This is a genomic window from Rhizobacter sp. P2_G4 (genome assembly GCF_056403575.1).
This window is the reverse complement of sequence record NZ_JBFUFG010000002.1, coordinates 1,381,616-1,403,498: the sequence shown is the minus strand read 5'-3', so window position 1 is coordinate 1,403,498 and position 21,883 is coordinate 1,381,616. Positions and strand designations below refer to the sequence as shown.

Here is a 21,883-nt window from a genome sequence, read left to right as displayed (position 1 = left end):
CCTGTGGACCCCTGAACCACTGCTAACTTCTGCAGTAGGTCCACAGTCGATGTAGCGCCACTTCGTGCAATGTCTTCCCGGCGGAGGACTTGAACCGGCACCGATGCCTCGGCATCAATGCGGCGAATTGCCGAACCCGTGATCTCTACCCGTTCAAGCTGCTGCTGGCCGAAAGCCGGCGCAGCGCCGATGGCGAGCGAGCCGCCAAGGGCGACCAAAACGCCGGTATAGACCTTCGTTCTTCTAAACATGGGATCTCCTGTGCTGTGCAAAGAAAGGTTGATCGATAGACCAAGTCCTCGAGCAAGCCCCATGCCGGTTCTGTAAACCTGCTGTGGCTCATCTGCGAAAACATGTAAAGGAATTGTCACGGAGCGACAACTTTCAGCCGTCTAGGGTATTCCTTGAGGGGCCAGCGAGCGGTCTAGTTGGGTCGCACATCTGCGTCAACGCATTCCTTGGGAAAGCACGGCTGCATGCGGGTCAGCGGTCGATTTCGTTCGAACTAGAGATCTCTCCCGCCTACCAATTCGAACCGATACTGGGCCAATTACCTTGGCCGATCAGCGAGCAACGTTGGTGGCTCGCAACAAGGTCTCAGCCCCATACACCACTTCGCTTTGCAGCTCGATCGGCCATTTGATACCCGCTGATGATCTCGATTAGCTGTTTGACGGCGACCCGTTCCACCCGAGTCAGGTGCGGATTCCAGCAATCCATCAGCAACACGATGCGTGTCGACTCCGAGCGATTCCAAGCCTCGTGCTGGAAGGTGTCATCGAACATGACCAATCGACCTTCTTGCCACTGATGCTCACCAACGCCGATGAGGTTGAGAGCACAGTCGGACGGCACCAGTAGTGGGAGATGCATGACAAGCCGAACATTACTCACCCCATAGTGGGGAAGAATGTGGGTCCCGGGCTTCAACACCGAGAAACAGATCTCGGGCGCTTGGTCCGCGATGCGGCACAGGTCGATGGACTCCAACAATTCGCTTGTTCGCGGGCAGCGAACATGGTTCTCATCGAATCGCTCGCCATGACGATAGAAAAAGAACGCCTCCCACGACGGTGCGACGCCGTCTCCTCTCACATAGTCCTTCAGACGGCCTTTGTCGGAGAGTTCTAGGAAGCCCTCGAAACTCTGGTCCTCCTGCCAAACTCGCATTGCCTCATCTCTGATGATTTCGAACGAGGCCCTCAGTCGCTCCGCCCAGGGTTGCAGAGCAGGATCGTGATACGCCGTATTCGGCAGGTCTGGGAAATAGAAGAACTTGGGGCGCTGCCGGGTATCGGTCGGTGCAGAGTTCCACTCTCGAAGATACCCCGTCAAGGCACGATCCACGCGCCTCAACTCAGCAGCACCGTACTGCTTTCGCAGGTCGTCGTAGGCATCAAAAAGTAGTTCACGTCGTCCGACCCTTACTTGCTCTATAGCCTCAACCACCGGCTCCAAAATCCCTGTGGKAGTCGTTTCCGGGTCTTTCCAATGGCCTAAGCGCTGCGCCCCGATCACAGCCTTGTACCAAGCCCGCAGCGCACCGATGCGATCACCTGCCGCGTCCTTTGCGTGGCCTAAAAAGAGCCATGCTGGGTAGTGGGAAACGTGCGCGGTTACCAGCGACTCAACAAAGGCAATTGAGTCCGCGAGCTGACCCGCGTCTGCTAATACAGCCGCATAATCCAGAGCGAGATCGGCATCATTCGGGTGCACTTGCACTAGGTCGTGCAGAGCCTGAATCGCCCGAGGTGCATTGCCTTGCAACAGCGCCAACTGCGCCAACGCGCTAGACGCGCGAACGTGGCCTGGCGACTGCTCCAGTATCGAGTGATATACGGATTCAGCCTCCAATAGGTGGCCGCCTTGCACGTAGTGCCTCGCCTGCTCGAAGCGCTTGTCCCGGTCGATGGAGCTCATGTGCTAGCTTCGCTAATCCGCGGCACAGCCGCCAACAACGTCCGCGTGTAAGCCGATCGTGGATGACTCAAGACATCGTCGCTGCTGCCCGCTTCTTCAACGCGGCCTTGCTGCATTACGACCATTCGATCGGCGATGTACTCCACTACGCCGATGTTGTGGGTGATGAAGAGGTAGGACACGCCAAGTTCGCGCTGGAGTTCGCGAAGCAGATTGAGGATCTGCGCTTGAACCGACACGTCGAGCGCCGAGGTCGGTTCATCGCAGACGATCAGGCTTGGCTTCAGCGCCAAGGCACGGGCTATGGCGATGCGCTGCCGTTGGCCACCCGAGAACTCATGCGGGTATCGCTGCAGCGCATCGCGCCGAAGGCCGACGCGATCAACGAGCGTTTCGAGTTCAGAGCGGCGTTGCTCAGAATTCATTTCCGGCCGCAACGCCAACAGCCCTTCTTCGAGTACATCGAACACACGCATCCGTGGATTCAGTGATGCAAACGGATCCTGAAAGATGATCTGGATGGCACTTCGCGCACGGCGCAGTGCGTCTCCCTGCAAGGTGAAAAGATCCTGCCCTTGAAACAAGGCCTGTCCATCGATCTCGGCCTGGTGGCGCAGCAATTGCACAATCGCCTTGCCCGTAGTGGTCTTGCCGCAACCTGATTCACCGACCAGTGCAAGTGTTTCGCCTGAATCGATGCTGAATGACACGTCATTGACTGCATTGAAGTAGTTGCGAGTTCTTTGCAATGCACCTTTACGGATGGGAAAGCGCACCGACAAGTGCTGCACATCAAGCAGTACCTGTCCGGTTTTCGCCTTCGCCAACGCAGAAGGCGCTGCTGCAACTGGCAATTGGGTCGCGACAGGCGTCGCACCATCGCGATAAAGCAGACAACGAACGACGTGCTCGCTCGCTGTGTGAATCAACTCGGGCGGCGTGTTGCCGCACTCAGGCTTCACGCGGTCGCAACGCGGCGCGAAACGGCACCCAGAAAACTCCTGCGACAACGCAGGAACGGTGCCGGCGATGGCGGCCAGAGTGCCACCTCGCTTGGCGGAATCGGGAAGCGCGTTCAACAGCAGGCGCGCATATGGATGTTGGGGCGCGCGAAAGAAGTCTTTGGCGGTCGCCACTTCGATGATCTGCCCGGCATACATCAGTGCGACGCGATCCGCCATGCCCGACACCACAGCCAAGTCATGAGTGATGAGCAGCAGTCCCATGCCCTGCTCTTTCTGCAGGCGCTTCAGCAGGTCGAGGATCTGCGCCTGAATGGTCACATCGAGCGCCGTTGTCGGCTCATCGGCGATGAGGAAATCTGGCTCGCTCGCCAGCGTCATCGCGATCATCACGCGCTGCTTCTGTCCACCGCTCAAGCGAAACGGATATTCGTCGATCCGCCGCGCCGGCTCGGGAATGCCGACCTTCCCCATCCACTCGATGGCCTTTGCACGAGCCGCCGCACCGCGCAGGCTGGTATGAGCCTCGATGGCTTCAACAATCTGGTCGCCGACACGCATCACCGGGTTGAGGCTGGTCCCTGGCTCCTGGAAAATCATGCCAATCTTGCCGCCGCGAACAGCACGCATCTGCGACTCGGGCAAACCCAGAACGTCCTCCCCATCCAGTGCAACCTGGCCATGGGTGACACGCCCGTTGTCAGGCAGCAGCCGCATCAAGGCCAGCGCCGTCATGCTCTTGCCACACCCAGATTCGCCAACCAGTGCGAATGTCTCGCCACGTTTGATCGACAACGTCAATCCGTCGATGGCTTTGACCAGGCCAGCATCAGCGTCGAGCGCCACTTTCAGTTCATCAATCTTCAGCATGGCGATCTCAGGTCGCCGCGCGCTTCAAGCGCACGCGGAAAGTACTGGCTCGTGGGTCAAATGCGTCCCGCACACCGTCCGCAAACAGATTTGCAGCCAGCACCAAGGTGACCATGAACCCGAATGCTGCAGCGAACGACCACCACACGATCGGATCGAGGCTCATTTCGTTGCGGGCCAAATTGATCATGCCGCCGAAGCTGTTCATCGACGGGTCAACGCCGACGCCCACGTACGACAGCACGGCCTCGTAAAGAATCAGTGCAGAGAATTCGAGCACCGTGACGATCAGCATCAAGTGCGCCACGTTGGGGAATATGTGCCTCATCATGATGCGCGTGTGGCTCACACCGAAGGCGGTTGCAGCCTGCACGTACTCCAGTTCACGCAGCTTGAGTGTCTCGCCCCGCAGCAGGCGGCACARGCCCGCCCAGCCGGTAAGACCGAGCACAAGGCACAGCAGGAAGAGCTTCAGGTCCGCGCGCTCGACGCCGGTCTCGAAGAGCTCCGGGTGCTTGTCGAGAAACACCTGAACCATCAGCACACAGGCCGCGATCAGCAGAACATTTGGCACAGACGACAGCACCGTGTAGAGGTACTGGATGGCCTCGTCGACCCAGCCCTTGAAGTAGCCGGCCATGATGCCCAGCACCACCGCCAGCGGCAATGTGGCCACCGTGGCAAGCGTACCGATGACGAAGGCCGTGCGAATGCTCTTCAGTGCCTGGTACAACACGTCGTTGCCGGTGCGATCGGTACCGAACACGTGGTACTGCGCCATCAGCGCTACGGTAGCGCCGATCAGCACAGCCAGCACGGCGGTCGTCCGCAGAGCCACATGCCAGGGGATGACGCTTCCCCCGTTCACGATGCTGCGGAGCGTGACGGCCCACGCTTCCTTGCGGTGCCGTGCGAGCAACGCTGCCAGCACAGCGGCCAGGGTCACAGTGGCCGCCAGTCCCGACAAGACGCCGACCACGATGCGCATCGCCACATCGCCGGCCCACTGTGCTTCCGGGTTCTGAAGGTGCGCGCCGCCATGCACCAGGCGCGGCGGCAGACGCTCCACCTTGCCCGCAACCTCGATCGATTCCTTCATGAATCCGACGTAAGCGAGCGGCCGCGAATACGAGGCCTCGCGAGACGCCACTTGATTCGACATCGCGGCATCAAGCAATGAAATCGTGCGCACGTCGTACGCCACCGAAGCGTTCGACGAGCCCGCTGCCGCTGGTAAGACACGGCGGTAGTGAACGCTGTCCAGCAGCGTGACCAGCAGGCACAGCATCAACACGACCGACGACGCGAGCGCAGCTGGATCACTGAACACGCGGCGCCAGTTGCGTGCCAACCCCGGCGATCGAATGACAAAGACAGCGTACAGAACCAGCGTCGCAAGCAACGCCCAGATCGCCACGTCGGTCCACAGCAATACGAACTTCGGCATCGTGCGGCTTTCTGAGATCAGGCGAGGCGAATGCGCGGGTCAGCCCAGGTGTAGGCGACGTCGACCGCAACATAGGTGGCGATGTACAGCGCAGACCCGAGGAAGACCATCGTGCGCACGATGGCGAAGTCTTGCTTGGTGATGGCCTCGATCACATAGGCCCCTAATCCCGGCAGACCGAAGAAGCTCTCGAACACCAGGCTGCCCATGAACACATAAGGCAGGTAGGCGCCGGCGCTGGTGATGATGGGGATCAAGGCATTGCGCAGCACATGGCGGAACAACACGGTGACCTCGGACAGACCCTTCGCGCGAGCGGTACGCACATAGTCGCGACCGATCTCTTCCAGGAACATCGCCCGGTACAAACGTGCTTCGGTTCCGAGGCGAGCTACCAGAGACAAGCAAATCGGCAGCAGCAAGAACTTGAATACATCGAGCCCTGGCGCATAGCCGGAGATGGGCGCCAGCTTGAAGATGCGCGAGAACAGCACCTGGCCCACGATGATGTAGAACAGACTCGAGATTGACAGCATCACCACGCAACTCACCACACCCCAAAAATCGAGCCGCGTGTGGCGGAACATCACCAGCATCAGTGCGAACGCCGTGCTGGCAATCACCTGCAGAATGAACAGAGGCAAAGCCATCTGCAAGCTCACCCACATGCGCGACTTGACTTCGTTGCCGATATTGCCAGCGCTCTCGGAATCGGCGCGGCCGAAGTTCAGCGAGAACAGCGAGACAGACCGTTCCCAGAAGATGGTGTCGGTGATGCGCTCGCCGCCCTGCTTGTCTTCGTTGTAATAGAGCGGCTTGTCGTAGCCGCGCTCGGCTTTCCATTTCTCGATCAGCTCTTGCGTCACGCGCTTTCCGCCGATGTTCAGGCGAGCCATGTCGTCAGGCGTGTTGACGGTGAAGAAGAGAAAGAAGGTTGCCAGGTTCACGCCCAGCAGAATGAGCACGCCGTAGATCAGGCGGCGGATGAAGAAGGAAAGCATCGGTGCGGTCTAGTCGTCGGTTGCTTCAGGCCAGCACTTCGCCACGTGCATTGGTGCGCTCGCGGCGGCTCAGCATGCGGCGGGCCACCAGCAGGGCCGCAAGGGCAAGCACACCAAAGGCGACCAGCGGCCACCAGACAGGCTTGTTCCACTCGCGCAGCATGCTGACGCGTTGCGGCACGTCGATGCGCAGATAACGACCAGGGTCCCGCACGAGCACGGCAGGCTTGGAGTTGTGAACCCAGCCTTGCACCGCGGCCGAGGAATACGGGAAGTAGCCAAACGACCATGCCGCGTCGTCTTGAACGATCTTCACCATCTGGTCGATCACGGCCTGCTTCTTCGGGCCGTCGTCGAGCAGCTTCATCTGAGTGAACAGGCGGTCGTATTCGGCGTTGGCGTAGTTGCCGGTGTTCTCGCCATCGCAGCACGTCTTGCCGTTCGGCCCGTAGAGCAGGAACATGAAGTTCTCGGCATCCGGGTAGTCGGCGAGCCAGCCGAGCCAGAAGACCTGGTGCTTGCCCTTGCGCACCTTGTCCTGGAACTGGTTGTTGTCGGTGGCACGCACCTCGAGCTGGATGTTGATCTTGGCGAACTGCCGCACCACCCAATCGATCTCGGGCTTACGTTCGGGTGTGGGCGGAGCGAAGTAGTCGTAATTGACGACCAACGGCCGCCCGGTTTTTTCGTCGCGGCCATCGGGGTAGCCGGCTTCGGCGAGCAGGCGTTTCGCCTCTTCGATCGAGCGGCGCACGACCTTGCCGTCGACCACCTTGTGCGTGACCGGGTTGACATCTTCCGGCGTGCCATGCCGCGAGCCGAAGATGCCCGCGGGCAATGGCCCCATCGCAGTCTCACCGCCCTTTCGCGGGAAGACCTTGGAATATTCTTCCCAGTCCATCGCGATCGAAATGGCTTGGCGCAGCTTGCGGTTCTTCACTTGCTGCTCGGGTGTCTCACCCTTGCCGATCACCGGATCAAGCATGTTGAAGCCGATGAACCAGCTGTGGGTATCGGCAAATTTGTTGAGTCGGAAGCCTTTCTCTTCGTACTCGCGTTTCACCTCGGGTGAGTCGTCCATGGAGACCAGATAGTCCATGCCGGTGTCGGTTCTCTCGAACACCTCGATGTCGTAGAAGCCCTGGCGGAACTTGCCTTTTTGCGGCACGGCTTCGCGCTCGATCGTGGAAACGTAGCTGTCGATGAACGGCGTCGGCTTGCCGCAGTCATCGAGCAGCCCGGCTTCCTTGTCGCCCGGCATGCCCTCGCAGGGATACGGTTCGCCGCGGTAGTTGGGGTTGCGCTTCATCACATGGCGCCGGTCCTTGACGAACTCGGTCATCATGTATGGCCCGGTGCCCACAGGCCAGGTGTCGAGCGTGAGGCCCACACCGGCCATGCCGGGCTGGGCGTAGAAGGCATCGGCCTCCCACGGCACCGGTGCCACGAACGTCATCGACATCCAGTAATTCCACTGCGGATACTTGCCGACGATGCGAACGCGCAGCAGATGCTTGTCAGGCGCCGTGGCCCCCGCGAGCGGCCACCGGCGGAAATCGAGGAAGGGCTTGTCTAGGCTTGCTGGGTCGAGGCCCTTGCGCAGCTTGGCGTCTTCGTCCTTGACGAGCGCCATGTAGTCCTTCAGGCYCAGTACATATTCGGAAAAGATGCCTGCGATCGGCGTCGTGATGCGCGTGGTGGCGTGGCGCTTGAGCGCGTAGACGAAGTCATCGGCGACCAGTTCGCGCGTGCCCTGGTGTTCGAATTGCAGCGGGCTCGTACGCGAACCAAGCTCGCCCGGCTTCATGGAGTGGTAGTAGTAGCGGCCCTGCTCGTCCTTCGCGAACGCTGGATGCGGCTGGAACATGATCCCGGGCTTGATGGGAATGTCATACACGCTCTCGGCCACCAGTTCGCCGGGCGCATCGGCAGGGAGGGGCTTGCCTTCCTTGTCGAGGTAGGTCGGCTTCACCACCTCCTGTGCGGCCTTGGGCACCAGAACGAATGGCCGCTTGAGGTAGTGATACCCGTAAAGCGGTTCGTAGATCTGATAGGTGTATGGCGTGTCGTTGGACCAGTACGACGCCGTCGGATCCAGGTGACGCGGAGAGTTCTCGATGACTGCTGAAAACGAGGTGTTGGTGGCGGCCATGTCATCTGGCCAAGGGCTGTTGTTGCACCCCGTTGCGGCCAAGACCCACGCCATCATCAGGGCAGCGGACAGCCCGGCTCGCAAACGACGCAATGATGCGCCCATGAAATCTCTCCAACTCCGGCCTTCGCACTGTGCGGATAGACGATGCGAAGACAACAAATAAAAGCGCCTGCGGCAACCACCGGGTTGTGCCCAGTGGCTGCTCGAGGCGAGCGCTGCGGATTCTATGCGCAGCGTTGGTGCAGGCGCCTCAGGGTATTCAGCGCGCCCGTTTAGAGGCAGCTACCAACCTAACAGCACATCCCGTGCCTGGACGAGCAGAGTGACCTTGGCACCCACGGGCAAGCTCACCTTGGTCGGCACGTGCCCAAAAGGGAGACCGGTGAGGATCGGTGTTTTGGTCACCGAACGCAGATGCGCCACCATCGTCTTGAGGTTGTAGCCGCGGTCCAGAGGCGATTTGCGGTAGTCGGTGAAGGCGCCCAGCACGATGGCCTTCTGTGCATCGAGCACCCCTGCCTGATGCAATTGCAGCAGACTGCGTTCGATGCGGTACGGGTGCTCGTTCACGTCTTCCAGGAACAGGATGCCGCCCTTCACCTTGGGCCAGTGCGGCGTGCCCAGCAGCGTGTTGAGCACGCACAGGTTCCCACCCCACAAGGTGCCTTTGACTTCGAGTCCGTCGAAGCCCTCTTCGGTACGAAAGCCCACCGCTTCGAGCGCGCCGCTCATGGCTTCGGCAAAACAATCGGGCGTGATGTCGTCCAGCGTTTCGCGACCGAAGTCGTCGCAGGCCAGAGGCCCGGCCCAGCTGCGCTGCTGCGTGTGAGCCAGCAGGCCCAGGTGAAGCGCCGTCAGGTCGCTGTAGCCTACCCAGCGCGTACCGTGCTCGACGCTGTGGCCAAGCAGCTTCCAGTCGATGCGGTCGAGCAGCCGGGTGAGGCCGTAACCGCCACGCGTGGCCATGGCGATGGACGGTGCCTGCTTTGCAATGCGGTGCAACGCAGCGAGACGCACATCGTCGTCACCGGCGAAGCGCTGATGCCGCGCGAGTGCCGATTCATCGACTTGCACGTCGAAGCCCATCGCACTCAGCCGCTTGGCCGCCAGACGCAGCGGTGCAGCCTTGGGCAGCACGCCAGCCGGCGTGAAAAGCGTCAATGAGTTGGAGGCGGCCTCAGAGTGAGGGTGATCGTGGTGGTGATGTCGGCTCAATTTCGAGAACCTCTCCGGTGGGAATGGTGGGCGTGTCGTCGCCGTCGTCAGCCACCGTTGTTGCGGCAGACGCCCCGCGGCGCTGCCGATAAAGTTCTCGGCGCTCTGCGAAGAAGTCGCGCAGCACCTTGGCGCAATCGTCGGCCAGCACCCCGCCCTGCACCTGCGTGTGATGGTTCAGCTGCGGCAGGCCGAAGAGATCGACCACCGAGCCGGCGGCGCCGGTCTTGAGGTCGGTCGCACCAAAGACAACCCGCTTGAAGCGGGCGTGCATCAATGCCATTGCGCACATGGCGCAGGGCTCCAGCGTCACGTACAGCTCGCACTCCGGCAGCCGATAGTTGCCAAGCAGCGTGGCAGCGTGGCGCAACGCGACGATCTCGGCATGCGCCGTGGGGTCGTGCTCGGTGATCGGGCGGTTGTAGCCAGTGGCAATCACTTGCCCCGCCCGCATGATGACTGCGCCTACCGGCACCTCGCCGACCAGCCAGGCGTTTTGTGCCTGGTCGAGCGCGACGCGCATCGCTTGTTCATCGGCAGGAGAGCTCATTGGTCGGCGTCGATCTTGCGGGTGCTCTGTTCCACGGCCTTGGCGATGTCGTTGCGCACCTGTTCCTGCACTTGCGTCGATTGCTGCTTCACGGTCGATGGGGTTGTAGCGTTGCTGGATGTGGGAGTAGTCACCTGGGCCGTGGCCTTGAATTGCCGGCTCGCCAACACGCCGACCAATGCCAACACAATCAACAGCGACACCCCACCGAACAAGGCCTTCATGCAACCACTCCACAGCTCGCGTAAACCCGCACTGTAGCGCGGCTCCACGCGAGATCGCTCGACACCCGTATGCTTGAGCGCCGATGCAAGACGCACTCTTTCCCGACGAGCCTCACGAGCCTGAATCCCTTCCCAAAGCCACGCAACCCAGGCGGCGCGGCACGGGGGTGCTGCCCCATGTGTCGGACGTCGCCGTGGTGGAACTCGCCCGAGCCCTGCCGGAGCGCATGCGTCTCGGCGGCTCGTCGTGGAGCTACCCCGGCTGGGCCGGTCTGGTGTGGGATGGCGAGTACAGCGAATCCAAACTGGCCAGACAGGGGCTGGCCGCCTATGCGCAACACCCATTGTTCCGCAGCGTCTGCATCGACCGCAGTTTCTACAGCGCGCTGACGACCTCGCATTACGCTAGCTATGCAGCCCAGGTGCCAGAGAACTTTCGCTTCGTAGTGAAGGCACCACTTGCCGTGACGGATGCGACCGTGCGCACGGAGAATGGCCGTGCGCTGCAACCGAATCCGCTATTTCTGGACCCTGATCTCGCCATCCGCGAGTTCGTGCAGCCAGCACTCGACGGCCTCGGCAGCAAGCTAGGCGCGTTGGTGTTCCAGCTCAGCCCCTTGCCGCTGCCCTTGCTCGCCGACTTGCCCGGCGTGATGGAACGGCTGCGTGCGATGCTGCAAGCCCTGCCCTCGCTTGCACCAACGGCGCCTGACGGGGTGGTGGCCGTGGAAGTGCGCGACCGCGAATTCCTCACGCCCGTCTTCGCGCAGCTGTTGCGTGAATGCAAGGCAACCTACTGCCTCGGCCTGCAAGCCAAGATGCCGCCGATCCAGGAGCAGCTGCCGATGCTGCGTGCACTGTGGCCCAGCCCGCTGGTCTGCAGATGGAACCTGAGCCCGATGCACGGACCCTACGGCTACGACAACGCAGAGAAGCGCTATGCCCCGTTCGACAAGATCGTCGATCCGGACCCGGACACCCGCGAGGCGCTGGCTCGCGTGATCGCCGGCACCACCGGCGCGGGTCAGAACGCTTTCGTGACCATCAGCAACCAAGCCGAGGGCTGCGCGCCGCTCTCTGCCGCTCTGCTCGCCGAAGCCGTGCTGGCTTTGCAGCGCTGAGCCGGCGCTTCAACCGCGCAAGGGCCAGCGCCCCAGTGGGATGTGGCGCGTCTTTCCGATCAGGCTGTGGATCAGCAAGAATTCGGTCACCACCCATTGGATGGGTTCGACCTGCCGCTCTGGCAGCACACGTGTGTCGTACAGCAAGGTGACGTGGGGCGTGAAGCGCATGTCGAGGCTCTGAGCAAGACCCTCCTGCTTCAGCGCATCGGTCAAGGTCTGCCTGAATGCGACAAGCGCCGATTCATCATCATTGCAGAGCAGCACCAGTGGCTGCGGCCGCCTGGCCTTGTGCCGAAAACTCGCCACCCGATCAAACGTCACATGAAACGGCGGACCGGCTATGCGCGCTGCAGCCTGGCTCGCGGCAGCCACCAGCGGCTGCGGCAAGCCGACGTGATCACCCAGGAAGTGCAGCGTGACGTGGAGATGCGGCGTCTTGAGCGGCTTGCCCTTCAGCTCATGCGCGCCGCGCAGGGTCTGCGCGAGCGATGCGATCCTCGCCGCTGCATCGGCATCGGGCTGCAGCGCGAAGAACAGGCGGTCGGTGGGTGCGACAGGCGGATCGATGCCCGGCAACAGCAGCTGCTCGGGCACGCAGGCTCACTCCCACTCGATCGTGGCTGGCGGTTTGCTCGACACGTCGTACGTCACACGGTTGATCCCGCGCACTTCGTTGATGATGCGACCTGACACCTTCTTCAGCAGGCTGTAGGGCAGCTCGGCCCAGTCGGCGGTCATGAAGTCGCTGGTCTGCACGGCACGCAGCGCCACCACATAGTCGTAAGTGCGGCCGTCGCCCATCACTCCCACGCTTTTGACCGGCAAGAACACAGCAAAGGCCTGGCTGGTGAGTTCGTACCAGGTCTTGCCGGTCTCGGCGTCGCGCGCGTTGCGCAGTTCCTCGATGAAGATCGCATCGGCGCGGCGCAGCAGGTCGGCGTAGTCCTTCTTCACCTCGCCGAGGATGCGAACCCCGAGGCCCGGGCCTGGGAAGGGGTGCCGGTAGACCATGTCGTGCGGTAGACCCAAGGCCACGCCGAGTTCTCGCACTTCGTCCTTGAACAGCTCGCGCAACGGCTCGAGCAGCTTGAGCCCCAGCGTCTCGGGCAAGCCGCCGACGTTGTGGTGGCTCTTGATCGTGATCGCCTTCTTGGTCTTGGCGCCGCCGCTCTCGATCACGTCCGGGTAGATCGTGCCTTGCGCGAGCCACTTGGCCGATTGGAGCTTCTTGGCCTCGGCCTGGAAGACCTCGACGAACTCGCGGCCGATGATCTTGCGCTTGGCCTCCGGGTCCGAGACACCGGCCAAATGACCGAGGAACTGGTCACTGGCATCCACGCGAATCACCTTGGCGTGCAGGCGGCCGGCAAACATGTCCATCACCATGTCGCCTTCGTTCAGGCGCAGCAGGCCGTGGTCGACGAACACACAGGTGAGCTGGTCGCCGATGGCGCGGTGGATCAGCGCAGCAGCCACGCTCGAGTCGACACCGCCGCTCAAACCCAGAATGACTTCTTCCTTGCCGACCTGCTCGCGAATGCGCGCCACCGCTTCGGTGATGTAGTCGCCCATCACCCAGTCAGGCTTGGCCTTGGCGATGTCGAGCACGAAGCGGTTTAGCAGCTCGCGGCCCTTCACGGTGTGCGTAACTTCAGGGTGGAACTGCACCGCGTAGTAGCCACGCGACTCGTCGGCCATGCCAGCGATGGGGCAGCTCGGTGTCGACGCCATCAGCTTGAAACCCGGCGGCAGCTGGGTGACCTTGTCGCCATGGCTCATCCACACCTTGAGCATGCCGTGGCCTTCCGGCGTGGCGAAGTCTTCGATGCCGTTCAGCAGCTGCGTGTGGCCATGCGCCCTCACCTCGGCGTAGCCGAACTCGCGGTGCGAGCTGGCCTCCACCTGGCCGCCTTGCTGCACGGCCATCGTGAACATGCCGTAGCAGATGCCGAGGACTGGAACACCGAGATCCCACACCGCCTGCGGCGCACGCAGATCGTGTTCTTCGTAGGTGCTGGCGTGGCTGCCTGACAGGATGACGCCCTTGGGCTTGAACTCGCGAATGAACGCGTCGCTCACGTCGTTGGGGTGGATTTCGCAGTACACATGCGCCTCGCGCACGCGACGCGCGATGAGCTGGGTGACCTGGGAGCCGAAATCGAGGATGAGGATCTTGTCGTGCATGTCAGGACTCGCGCCAAGCTGCCAAGAGAGAAGCTTGCGCTTCCTCGATGGGCAATGAACGAAGTGAGCGGGGAAGTTTCATGTCAGATCGTCGCGCCATCGCCGTGGGCGCTGGCGGACGGAAGGTCGAGGCGCGCGCGGCGCTGCTTGCGGAAATGCGTCCACGCGAGCAGCAGCGCGCAAAGCTGCAATGCGGCGCAGAAATAGAAAGGTGCGCCGAGGCGCCAGTCGCCTTTCGGCATCTCCGACACCATGCTGAGCAATGGGGCGCCGATCAGCGGCGCCAGCACGGCCGCCATGCTGTTGACCGAACTCACGGCACCCATGGTCTTACCCTGCGAACTGGCATCGGCCGCGCCTGAGATCAGACTCTGGATAGCGGCAGCGGCGGTCGAACCCAGCAAGCCGCAGATGATGACCGCGTACATCATCCAACCCTCGGTGACGGCGCCGAAAGCGAAGTACGACAGCGTCGAGGAGGCCAGCCCGATCAACGCGAGCCGCTTGGCGCCAAAGCGTTTGAGAAGCTTACCCAGCAGCAGACCTTGAACCAGTGCTGAGGACACACCCACCGCAAACAGCGACAGGCCGTTTTCCATCGGCCCCCAGCCGAACTTGAAGGTCGTGTAGAGCACCCAGCAGGTGTGCAGCACGAACTGCGCAAGCCCCGCGCAGGCCACCACCGCCACCAACTTGCCGACGCCCCGTAACTGAGTCAGGGCCGACAGCGAGGTGATGGGATTGGCCGCCGCCCAACGAAATGGCTTGCGGCGCGACTTGGGCAGCGACTCGGGCAACACGAAGTAGCCGTACAGCAGGTTAACGAGCGCCAAACCGCCTGCCACGAAGAACGGCAGATGGAGGCTGAAGTGGCCCAACAGCCCGCCCATCGACGGCCCGAGAATGAAACCCAGGCCGAACATGGCGCCCAACATGCCGAAGCGCTTGGCGCGCAGCTCAGGCTCAGAGATGTCAGCTACATACGCGTTGGCCACCGCGATGTTGGATTGCATTGCTCCGCTGAACAGGCGCACCACGATCAGCATCCACAGTGCCGTGGCCACGGCAGTGACGAAGAAGCTCAGCGCGAGGCCGCAGAACCCCACGAGCAGCACCGGGCGGCGACCGTACTGGTCGGACAGCGCACCGATGATGGGAGAGCCGAAGAAGTTCGCAATGCCGAATGCGAAACCAACAGCGCCGGTCCACAGTGCCTGGTCGCTTTGCGAGCCGCCGGTGAACGTCCCGACCAGTACCGGCAGAACCGGGATGATCAAGCCGATGGACACCATGTCGATCAGCACCGTCAACATGATGAACCGCATGGCGGCCTGACGCGGCACGCCGAGGGCGGCCGCGTCGCTCACGACAGGCTCATTCGGCACGGTAGTTCGGTGCTTCCTTGGTGATCTGCACGTCGTGCACGTGGCTTTCGCGGATGCCTGCAGAGGTGATCTCGACGAACTCGGCCTTGTCGCGCATGTCGTCGATGCTGGCACAGCCGCAGTAGCCCATGGACGCGCGCAAGCCACCCGCCATCTGGAAGACGATGCTGATCAACGAGCCCTTGTACGGCACGCGGCCTTCGATGCCCTCGGGCACGAGCTTGTCAGCATTCGGATTGGCGCCCGTGTTGTCTTGGAAATAGCGGTCTGCCGAGCCTTGTTGCATGGCACCGATGGAGCCCATGCCGCGGTAGCTCTTGTAGCTGCGGCCCTGGAACAGCACGATCTCGCCCGGCGCTTCTTCGGTACCGGCGAACATGCCGCCCATCATCACCGTGTGGGCGCCTGCCGCGATGGCCTTGGCAATGTCGCCGGAGTAGCGGATGCCACCGTCAGCGATCAACGGAACGCCGGAGCCTGCAAGCGCCTTGGCAACGTTGTCGATGGCGGTGATCTGCGGCACGCCCACACCGGCCACGATGCGGGTGGTGCAGATCGACCCCGGGCCGATGCCGACCTTGACGCCATCGGCGCCCGCTTCGGCCAACGCCAGAGCCGCCGCACCCGTGGCGATGTTGCCGCCAACGACGTCGACATGCGGATAGTTCTGCTTGACCCAGCGCACGCGTTCGATCACGCCGGCGCTGTGGCCGTGGGCGGTATCGACGACCAGCGCGTCGACGCCGGCTTTGACCAGCAATTCGACGCGTTCTTCGGTGCCCTCGCCTACGCCCACGGCGGCTCCGACACGCAGCTTGCCTTGCGCATCACGCGCTGCGTTCGGGAAGTTGGTCTGCTTGGTGATGTCCTTGACCGTGAACAGGCCGCGCAGCTCGAAGGCGTCGTTGACGACGACCACGCGCTCCAGCTTGTGCTTGTGCATCAGCGCCTTGGCTTCAGCCAGCGTGGCACCGTCGCGCACCGTGATGAGCCGTTCGCGCGGCGTCATGATCTCGCGCACGGGGATGTCCATGCGCGTTTCAAAGCGCAGGTCACGGCCCGTCACGATGCCCACCACGCGGCCGTCCTCGAGCACCGGAAAGCCCGAGATGCCATGCTGCCGGGACAGCGCGATCACATCGCGCACCGGCACGCCGGGCGAGATGGTGATCGGGTCGCGCAGCACGCCCGACTCGTAGCGCTTGACGCGCGCCACTTCGGCGGCTTGCTGCTTGGGCGGAAGATTCTTGTGGACGATCCCGATGCCGCCTTCTTGCGCGATGGCGATAGCCAAGCGTGCTTCTGTCACCGTGTCCATGGCGGCAGACACCAGAGGCAGGTTCAGGCGGATGTTGCGGGAGAAGTGGGTCGAAAGCGAGGTGTCGCGAGGCAACACCTGAGAGAAAGCCGGCACCAACAACACATCGTCGAAGGTGAGCGCTTTGCCTAGAAGGCGCATGAGGAAGCTCCTGACGCAAAAGCGAATTATACGGATCGCCCTTGCCTTACGTCGTCACCACGTCTTGCAGGTGCTAGCCACCTGCAAGATCACGCACTTGGTAACGTCTGCGGCATTAGTTAACGAAATGCCATTGCACGACGTACGGACCTTGTGCAAAACCGGACGAGGCACCCCGTTGATGGCTCGCAAGCCTCGTCTGCACGACTACACTTTCGGCATGACATTCGCACGCCCTCACACCATCGCCCGGCTCGCTGCCCTGGCCCTTGGAGCCCTTCTCACGCTGAGCCTGAGCAGCCCTGCATTCGCTCAATGGAAGTGGAAAGACAAGAGCGGCCGTGTGCAGTACAGCGATCTGCCGCCGCCGCCTGCGGTGAGCGATGCCGACATCCTCCAGCGCCCGAGCGGAAGTGTCCGCAAGGGCGGGCCCGCCTTCGCACCCAGCAGTGCCCAGGCGGCTGTCGCAGCCATGTCGGCTTCTGCGGCGTCTGCAGCAGCCAGTGGCCCGTCGCAAGCTGTCGAGCCCGAGCTCGAAGCCAAGCGTAAGAAGGCGGCTGAAGAAGAAACTGCGAAGCGCCGTGCCGAGGAAGAAAAGCAGAAAGCCGCGCGCGCCGAGAACTGCCAGCGCGCCAAGGCTCAGTTGCGGGCTCTGGACGACGGCATGCGCATGGCTCGTGTGAATGAAAAGGGTGAGCGCGAGGTGCTCGACGACAAGGGCCGGGCCGAAGAAAGCAAGCGCGCTCGCGACATCGTCGGCAGCGACTGCAAGTAAGCCAAGTTCAGGGCTTGGCCTTAGCGCGGTGGCTCTGGTAGCGCTGGCGTCGAGCCTCTTTCGGGTCGACGAGCAGCGGGCGGTAGATCTCCACCCTGTCTCTGTCTCGCAGCGTCTCGTCCAGAGCGCGAAGCTTGCCCCACACGCCGACCGCCAGGCCGTCCAGTGCCAACCCAGGGAACGCCTGATTCAATGCATCAAGCACTTTGGCGCCAGGCGATAGGTGCAGAGGCACCTGCTTCGTCTGGCCAGGTGCCGGGCTGTAGACGACCTCGACATGCAGTTCAGCGGGTGCCATAGACCTGCTCGGCCCGCTTCACGAATGCATCGACGAAGGTGTTGGCCACGCGATCGAAAACCGGGCTCACCACCAGTTCGAGCGGCATGCTGGCGAACGCGTAGCGCATCTCGAACTCGATCTTGCAGGCCGGAGCCTGGCCGGGCATCGCCAGGGGCAGGAACTTCCAGGACCCGTCCAGCGTCGAGAACGGCCCATCGACTAGTGATACCAGCACGCGGCTGTCCAGGACCTGYGTATTGCGCGTGGTGAAGGCGTGCCGCAAGCCTCCGTAGGCAAGGTGCAGCCGGGCCGTCATGCCGGACTCGTCCTGGCTGAGCACTTCAGCCTTTTCGCACCAGGGCAGGAACCGCGGATAGTCGGGCACGGCCGTCACGAGGGCGTACATCTCATGGGCCGAATACGAGAGAAGAACTGACTTCTTGACGTGCTTCATACAATGCCCGGATTGTATTGAGCGCTTTTTGCCTCACTCTCACTTATGTCGATTGCCGAAAACCGCCGCGCCCGCTTTGACTACCACCTCGAGGAAAAGTACGAGGCGGGTATGGTGCTGCACGGTTGGGAGATCAAGGCCATCCGCGCCGGCCAGGTGCAGCTGACCGACGGCTACGTCGTGATCCGCAATGGCGAGCTGTACCTGATCGGGTGCCGCATCAACGCGCTGCGCAGCGCGTCCACGCACATCAGCCCGGAAGCCGATCGGACCAAGAAGCTCTTGATGCACAAGGAAGAGATCAAGCGCCTGATCGGCAAGGTCGAACAAAAGGGTTTCACGCTGGTGCCGGTGGACTTGCACTACAAAGGCGGCCGCGTGAAGGCCGAGATCGCGCTGGCCAAGGGCAAGGCCGAACACGACAAGCGAGACACCGAAAAGAAGCGCGACTGGGATCGGGAGAAAGGTCGCCTGATGAGGCACAAGGTCTCGTCGAAAGCCTGATTAGGGGCCGAGAGCGGCCAGCGCATGCTGGCAGTCGTGGATCAGATCCTGCACCGCTTCCAGCCCGACCGAAAAGCGCACCAAGGTGCCCCGGTACGCGGGTTCCTCGCGCATACCCGTCAGGTTGTAGGGCACGGCAAGACTGACCGGACCGGCCCACGAATAACCGATCTTGAACAGCTGCAGCGCATCAATGAAGGCATGCACCTGCTCGGCGCTGTAGCGCTCGTTGAAGACCACCGAAAACAAGCCTGCCGAACGAGTACACAGCTGCTTCCAGAATTCATGCCCCGGGGCACCGGACAACGCGGGGTGCAGCACCTGTGTCACCTCGCGGCGCTGCGACCACCACGCGGCAAGCGTGCGCGCCGCAGCGTCATGCGCGTCGTAGCGCAAGGCCAGCGACGGCAGCGCGCGCAACACCAGTTCAACGTCGTTCGCGCCAACACCCCAGCCCATGCGCATGTGGCAGAACTTGAGCTTCAGGTGCAGCGCTTCGTCTTGCGTCGTCACCGAGCCCATGAGCACATCAGCACCGCCCGAGGCGTACTTGGTCAGGGCCTGGATCGATACATCGACGCCCAGGGGGTCGCCGCTGGGCGTGAGGTCGAACGGGTTGAACGCTAAGCCAGCGCCCCAGGTGTTGTCGAGCGCGATGGTGAGATGGGGATGTGCACGAGCGACGTTCACCAGTGCCGGCAGATCGGGAAACTCCATCGTCACCGAGCCTGCCGCCTCCAGCCACAGCAGCTTTGTCTGCGGGCCGATCAGCGAGGCCAGGCCCAGCGCATCCATGGGGTCGTAGAACTTGTGGGTGATGCCCCACGCAGCCAGCTCGTGGCGCGCCAACTCCTTGTTCGGCCCGTAGGCGTTCTCGGGAATCAGCACCTCGTCGCCTTGCTTGAGCAGAGCCATATCGACCAGCACGATCGTCGCCAGGCCGCTGGGCACCAGCAAGGTGTGGGTGCCACCCTCGAGTGAGGCAATTCGCTCTTCGAGCGTGAACGAGGTCGGCGTGCCGTGCAGGCCATAGGTGTAGCCCGCCTTCGACCGCCAGCTGCGCGCCTGCAAGGCCGCAGTGTTGGGGAAGATGACCGTCGATGCCTTGTACACACCCGGTGCGGCCGCGTTAAAGCCTGCCGGCGGCACGTAGGGGTGATGGATCAGTTCGGTGCGCTTGTCTCGGCTCATAGGCGGTGACTCGTGGATGTCTCAGATCGGCTGAGCAACCAGATCGTGGCCTTGTGCACCGACGATGCGGGCTTTGGTGAACTCACCCACCTTCAAGGTCTTGGAGGCCTTCTCCGGCGGCAACAGTTTTACGCTGCCATCGATCTCAGGCGCATCGGCATAGCTGCGCCCCACGCCCCCTTTTCGACCCAGCGCCGGTGCGGAATCGACCAGGATCTGCATAGTCGCGCCGATGCGGCTGCGCAGCTTTGCAACCGACACCTCTTCGGCCACGGCCATAAAGCGCGCCCTTCTCTCTTCGCGCACTTCTGCGGGCACCGGATCCTGCAATGCATTGGCAGTGGCGCCCTCCACAGGCGAATAGGCGAAGCAACCGGCCCGGTCGATCTGCGCCTCGCGCATGAAGCTCAGCAAATGTTCGAACTCGGATTCGGTCTCGCCGGGGAAGCCAGCAATGAATGTGCTGCGCACCACCAACTCGGGGCAGATCTCGCGCCAGCGCTGCAGGCGGTCCAGGTTCTTCTCGCCGTTGGCCGGGCGCTTCATGCGCTTGAGCACGTCGGGGTGCGAGTGCTGGAACGGCACGTCCAGGTACGGCAGGATCAACCCCTGCGCCATCAGCGGCAGCACCTCGTCCACATGCGGATACGGGTAGACGTAATGCATGCGCACCCAGGCGCCATGCTGTGCTGCCAGTTCGCCCAGCTTCTCGCACAGATCGAGCATGCGGGTCTTGACGGGTTTGCCGTCCCAGAAACCGGTGCGGTACTTCACGTCGACGCCGTAGGCGCTGGTGTCCTGGCTGATCACGAGCAGCTCTTTCACGCCGGCTTCGAACAGGCGCTGCGCTTCGCTTAGCACGTCGCCGATCGGGCGCGATACCAAGTCGCCGCGCATGCTGGGGATGATGCAGAAGCTGCAGCGGTGGTTGCAGCCTTCGCTGATCTTCAGGTACGCATAGTGGCGGGGCGTGAGCTTGACGCCTTGCGCCGGAACCAGGTCGACAAACGGATCGTGCGGCTTGGGCACGTGCAAGTGCACCGCGTCCATGACCTCGTTCGTGGCATGTGGGCCGGTCACGGCCAGCACACTCGGATGCATCTGGCGAACCAGGTTGCCGCCAGCCTCACCCGCCTTGGCGCCCAGGCAACCGGTGACGATCACTTTGCCGTTCTCGGCCAGCGCCTCGCCGATGGTGTCGAGGCTTTCCTTCACCGCATCGTCGATGAAGCCGCAGGTGTTGACGATCACCAGGTCAGCGCCGGCAAATGTCTTGGAAGTGTCGTAGCCCTCGGCGCGCAGTTGCGTGAGGATCAGTTCCGAATCAGTCAGCGCCTTCGGGCAGCCGAGCGAGACGAAGCCAATCTTGGGGGCCAGCCCTGTGCTGGGGATGGCAAGTGTGTCTTGTGTCATCCAGCGATTTTCGCACCGAAGCTCCGCGAGCCCATCAAGCAATGGCCCAGGATCCGCCTCTGCCGGCCCACTGGGGGTGGCGCCCCGGGGAGGCGCAAAGCCGACTCAGGGCTAACGCTTCGGTGCAATGAACCCCGGCATGCCCGGGAACAAGGTCTCGGCCTGCTTGGCCATCTGCTCCTGCATCTGCGCGAACATGTTCTTCGACTGCTCGAGGTAGTTGCCCATCAGCCCCTGCACCGCGGGAGCCTGGCCGTTGAGAAACTGCGTCCACATCTCGGGATTCATCACGTTCGGATCGAGCAAACCCTTGGACTGGTCAGCGAGGCGCTTCTGGATGTCGGTGAATGTCTGCAGGTTCTTCTCAAGGTACGAACCCATCATGCCCTGCATGGCGTGCCCGTAGAAACGGATGATCTGCGCCAGCATCTGCGACGAAAACATCGGGACGCCGCCGGTTTCTTCTTCAAGAATGATCTGCAGGAGGATGCTGCGAGTGRGGTCGTCGCTGGTCTTGGCATCGCGCACCACGAAGTCCTGGCCCTCTAGAACCATCTTTTTCACGTCGGCCAGCGTGATGTAGCTGCTGGTCTGCGTGTCGTAAAGGCGCCGATTAGGGTACTTCTTGAGAATGCGCGGGCTGTTGCTGTCGGCGCTGCCGTCGTCGGATATCGATGCGCGGCGGTTTTGTGCCATTCAGAAAGCTCCTGTTGAACCAGTGTTCGGGTGTGCAAAAAGATTCTAGAAGGCCACCCAAGTGCGTCGCGAAG

At 62.4% G+C, this 21,883-nt stretch carries 21 protein-coding genes; 3 read left to right on the top strand and 18 right to left on the bottom strand.

Annotation, left to right across the window (positions count from 1 at the left end; translation table 11 throughout):
- From AC1DYS_RS12935 to AC1DYS_RS12895, 9 genes are all read right to left on the bottom strand, one after another.
- On the bottom strand, window positions 1-251 hold a 251-nt coding region (locus AC1DYS_RS12935), incomplete at its 3' end, for a hypothetical protein (RefSeq protein ID WP_477899570.1).
- Between the two features lie 346 nt (window positions 252-597).
- Window positions 598-1,920, bottom strand: a complete 1,323-nt coding sequence (locus AC1DYS_RS12930; RefSeq protein WP_477899568.1) for an aspartyl/asparaginyl beta-hydroxylase domain-containing protein — start codon at window positions 1,918-1,920, stop codon at window positions 598-600.
- Window positions 1,917-3,752, bottom strand: a complete 1,836-nt coding sequence (locus AC1DYS_RS12925; protein ID WP_477899566.1) for an ABC transporter ATP-binding protein — start codon at window positions 3,750-3,752, stop codon at window positions 1,917-1,919. The genes AC1DYS_RS12930 and AC1DYS_RS12925 overlap by 4 nt, the downstream gene beginning before the upstream one ends.
- 7 nt (window positions 3,753-3,759) lie before the next feature.
- Entirely contained in the window at window positions 3,760-5,199 is a 1,440-nt protein-coding gene (locus AC1DYS_RS12920; protein ID WP_477899564.1) for an ABC transporter permease, read from the bottom strand.
- A gap of 17 nt (window positions 5,200-5,216) precedes the next feature.
- Window positions 5,217-6,200, bottom strand: coding sequence for an ABC transporter permease (locus tag AC1DYS_RS12915; protein WP_477899562.1), 984 nt, complete (start codon window positions 6,198-6,200; stop codon window positions 5,217-5,219).
- 25 nt (window positions 6,201-6,225) lie between these two features.
- Entirely contained in the window at window positions 6,226-8,457 is a 2,232-nt protein-coding gene (locus tag AC1DYS_RS12910; RefSeq protein ID WP_477899560.1) for an ABC transporter substrate-binding protein, read from the bottom strand.
- A gap of 180 nt (window positions 8,458-8,637) precedes the next feature.
- A complete protein-coding gene (locus AC1DYS_RS12905; RefSeq protein ID WP_477899558.1) occupies window positions 8,638-9,516 on the bottom strand; it encodes an LD-carboxypeptidase in 879 nt (292 codons plus the stop codon).
- Window positions 9,517-9,532: 16 nt separating this feature from the next.
- Entirely contained in the window at window positions 9,533-10,120 is a 588-nt protein-coding gene (tadA, locus tag AC1DYS_RS12900) for a tRNA adenosine(34) deaminase TadA (RefSeq protein WP_477899556.1), read from the bottom strand.
- Complete coding sequence (locus tag AC1DYS_RS12895; RefSeq protein WP_477899554.1) at window positions 10,117-10,344, bottom strand: hypothetical protein; 228 nt, start codon at window positions 10,342-10,344, stop codon at window positions 10,117-10,119. The genes tadA and AC1DYS_RS12895 overlap by 4 nt, the downstream gene beginning before the upstream one ends.
- Window positions 10,345-10,427: 83 nt before the next feature.
- Here AC1DYS_RS12895 and AC1DYS_RS12890 point away from each other — a divergent pair, with 83 nt between their 5' ends.
- Window positions 10,428-11,465, top strand: coding sequence for a DUF72 domain-containing protein (locus AC1DYS_RS12890; RefSeq protein ID WP_477899552.1), 1,038 nt, complete (start codon window positions 10,428-10,430; stop codon window positions 11,463-11,465).
- Between the two features lie 9 nt (window positions 11,466-11,474).
- Here AC1DYS_RS12890 and thpR read toward each other — a convergent pair whose 3' ends face one another.
- The 4 genes from thpR to guaB all read right to left on the bottom strand — a co-directional run bounded on the left by thpR (window position 11,475) and on the right by guaB (window position 16,496).
- Window positions 11,475-12,062 (bottom strand): RNA 2',3'-cyclic phosphodiesterase, encoded by a 588-nt coding sequence (thpR, locus tag AC1DYS_RS12885; RefSeq protein ID WP_477899550.1) that lies wholly within the window; start codon window positions 12,060-12,062, stop codon window positions 11,475-11,477.
- A gap of 6 nt (window positions 12,063-12,068) precedes the next feature.
- The gene (gene guaA / locus AC1DYS_RS12880; protein WP_477899548.1) at window positions 12,069-13,652 is read right to left on the bottom strand and encodes a glutamine-hydrolyzing GMP synthase; all 1,584 of its coding nucleotides are present in this window, start codon (window positions 13,650-13,652) and stop codon (window positions 12,069-12,071) included.
- Window positions 13,653-13,735: 83 nt separating this feature from the next.
- Entirely contained in the window at window positions 13,736-15,019 is a 1,284-nt protein-coding gene (locus AC1DYS_RS12875) for an MFS transporter (RefSeq protein WP_477899546.1), read from the bottom strand.
- A gap of 7 nt (window positions 15,020-15,026) precedes the next feature.
- Complete coding sequence (guaB, locus tag AC1DYS_RS12870; RefSeq protein ID WP_477899544.1) at window positions 15,027-16,496, bottom strand: IMP dehydrogenase; 1,470 nt, start codon at window positions 16,494-16,496, stop codon at window positions 15,027-15,029.
- Here guaB and AC1DYS_RS12865 point away from each other — a divergent pair.
- Window positions 16,495-17,271 carry a DUF4124 domain-containing protein gene (locus AC1DYS_RS12865; protein WP_477899542.1) on the top strand — a complete coding sequence of 259 codons (777 nt, stop codon included), beginning with the start codon at window positions 16,495-16,497 and terminating at the stop codon, window positions 17,269-17,271. The two genes, guaB and AC1DYS_RS12865, sit on opposite strands and share 2 nt — an antisense overlap.
- Window positions 17,272-17,278: 7 nt before the next feature.
- On the opposite strand, the gene AC1DYS_RS12860 is transcribed toward AC1DYS_RS12865, so the two are convergent.
- Both AC1DYS_RS12860 and AC1DYS_RS12855 read right to left on the bottom strand, forming a co-directional pair.
- Window positions 17,279-17,569, bottom strand: coding sequence for an RnfH family protein (locus AC1DYS_RS12860; RefSeq protein WP_477899540.1), 291 nt, complete (start codon window positions 17,567-17,569; stop codon window positions 17,279-17,281).
- Complete coding sequence (locus tag AC1DYS_RS12855) at window positions 17,556-18,005, bottom strand: type II toxin-antitoxin system RatA family toxin (RefSeq protein ID WP_477899538.1); 450 nt, start codon at window positions 18,003-18,005, stop codon at window positions 17,556-17,558. Before AC1DYS_RS12855 ends, AC1DYS_RS12860 begins: the two co-directional genes overlap by 14 nt.
- Before the next feature lie 45 nt (window positions 18,006-18,050).
- On the opposite strand from AC1DYS_RS12855, the gene smpB reads away from it, so the two are divergent.
- Window positions 18,051-18,509, top strand: a complete 459-nt coding sequence (gene smpB / locus AC1DYS_RS12850) for an SsrA-binding protein SmpB (RefSeq protein WP_477899536.1) — start codon at window positions 18,051-18,053, stop codon at window positions 18,507-18,509.
- Here the strand turns inward: smpB and AC1DYS_RS12845 are convergent, their stop codons facing one another.
- The 3 genes from AC1DYS_RS12845 to phaR all read right to left on the bottom strand — a co-directional run bounded on the left by AC1DYS_RS12845 (window position 18,510) and on the right by phaR (window position 21,809).
- Complete coding sequence (locus tag AC1DYS_RS12845) at window positions 18,510-19,700, bottom strand: PLP-dependent transferase (protein WP_477899534.1); 1,191 nt, start codon at window positions 19,698-19,700, stop codon at window positions 18,510-18,512.
- Between the two features lie 21 nt (window positions 19,701-19,721).
- The gene (gene rimO, locus AC1DYS_RS12840; protein ID WP_477899532.1) at window positions 19,722-21,113 is read right to left on the bottom strand and encodes a 30S ribosomal protein S12 methylthiotransferase RimO; all 1,392 of its coding nucleotides are present in this window, start codon (window positions 21,111-21,113) and stop codon (window positions 19,722-19,724) included.
- 111 nt (window positions 21,114-21,224) lie between these two features.
- Window positions 21,225-21,809 (bottom strand): polyhydroxyalkanoate synthesis repressor PhaR, encoded by a 585-nt coding sequence (phaR, locus tag AC1DYS_RS12835; RefSeq protein ID WP_477899530.1) that lies wholly within the window; start codon window positions 21,807-21,809, stop codon window positions 21,225-21,227.
- Between the last annotated feature and the right edge of the window lie 74 nt (window positions 21,810-21,883).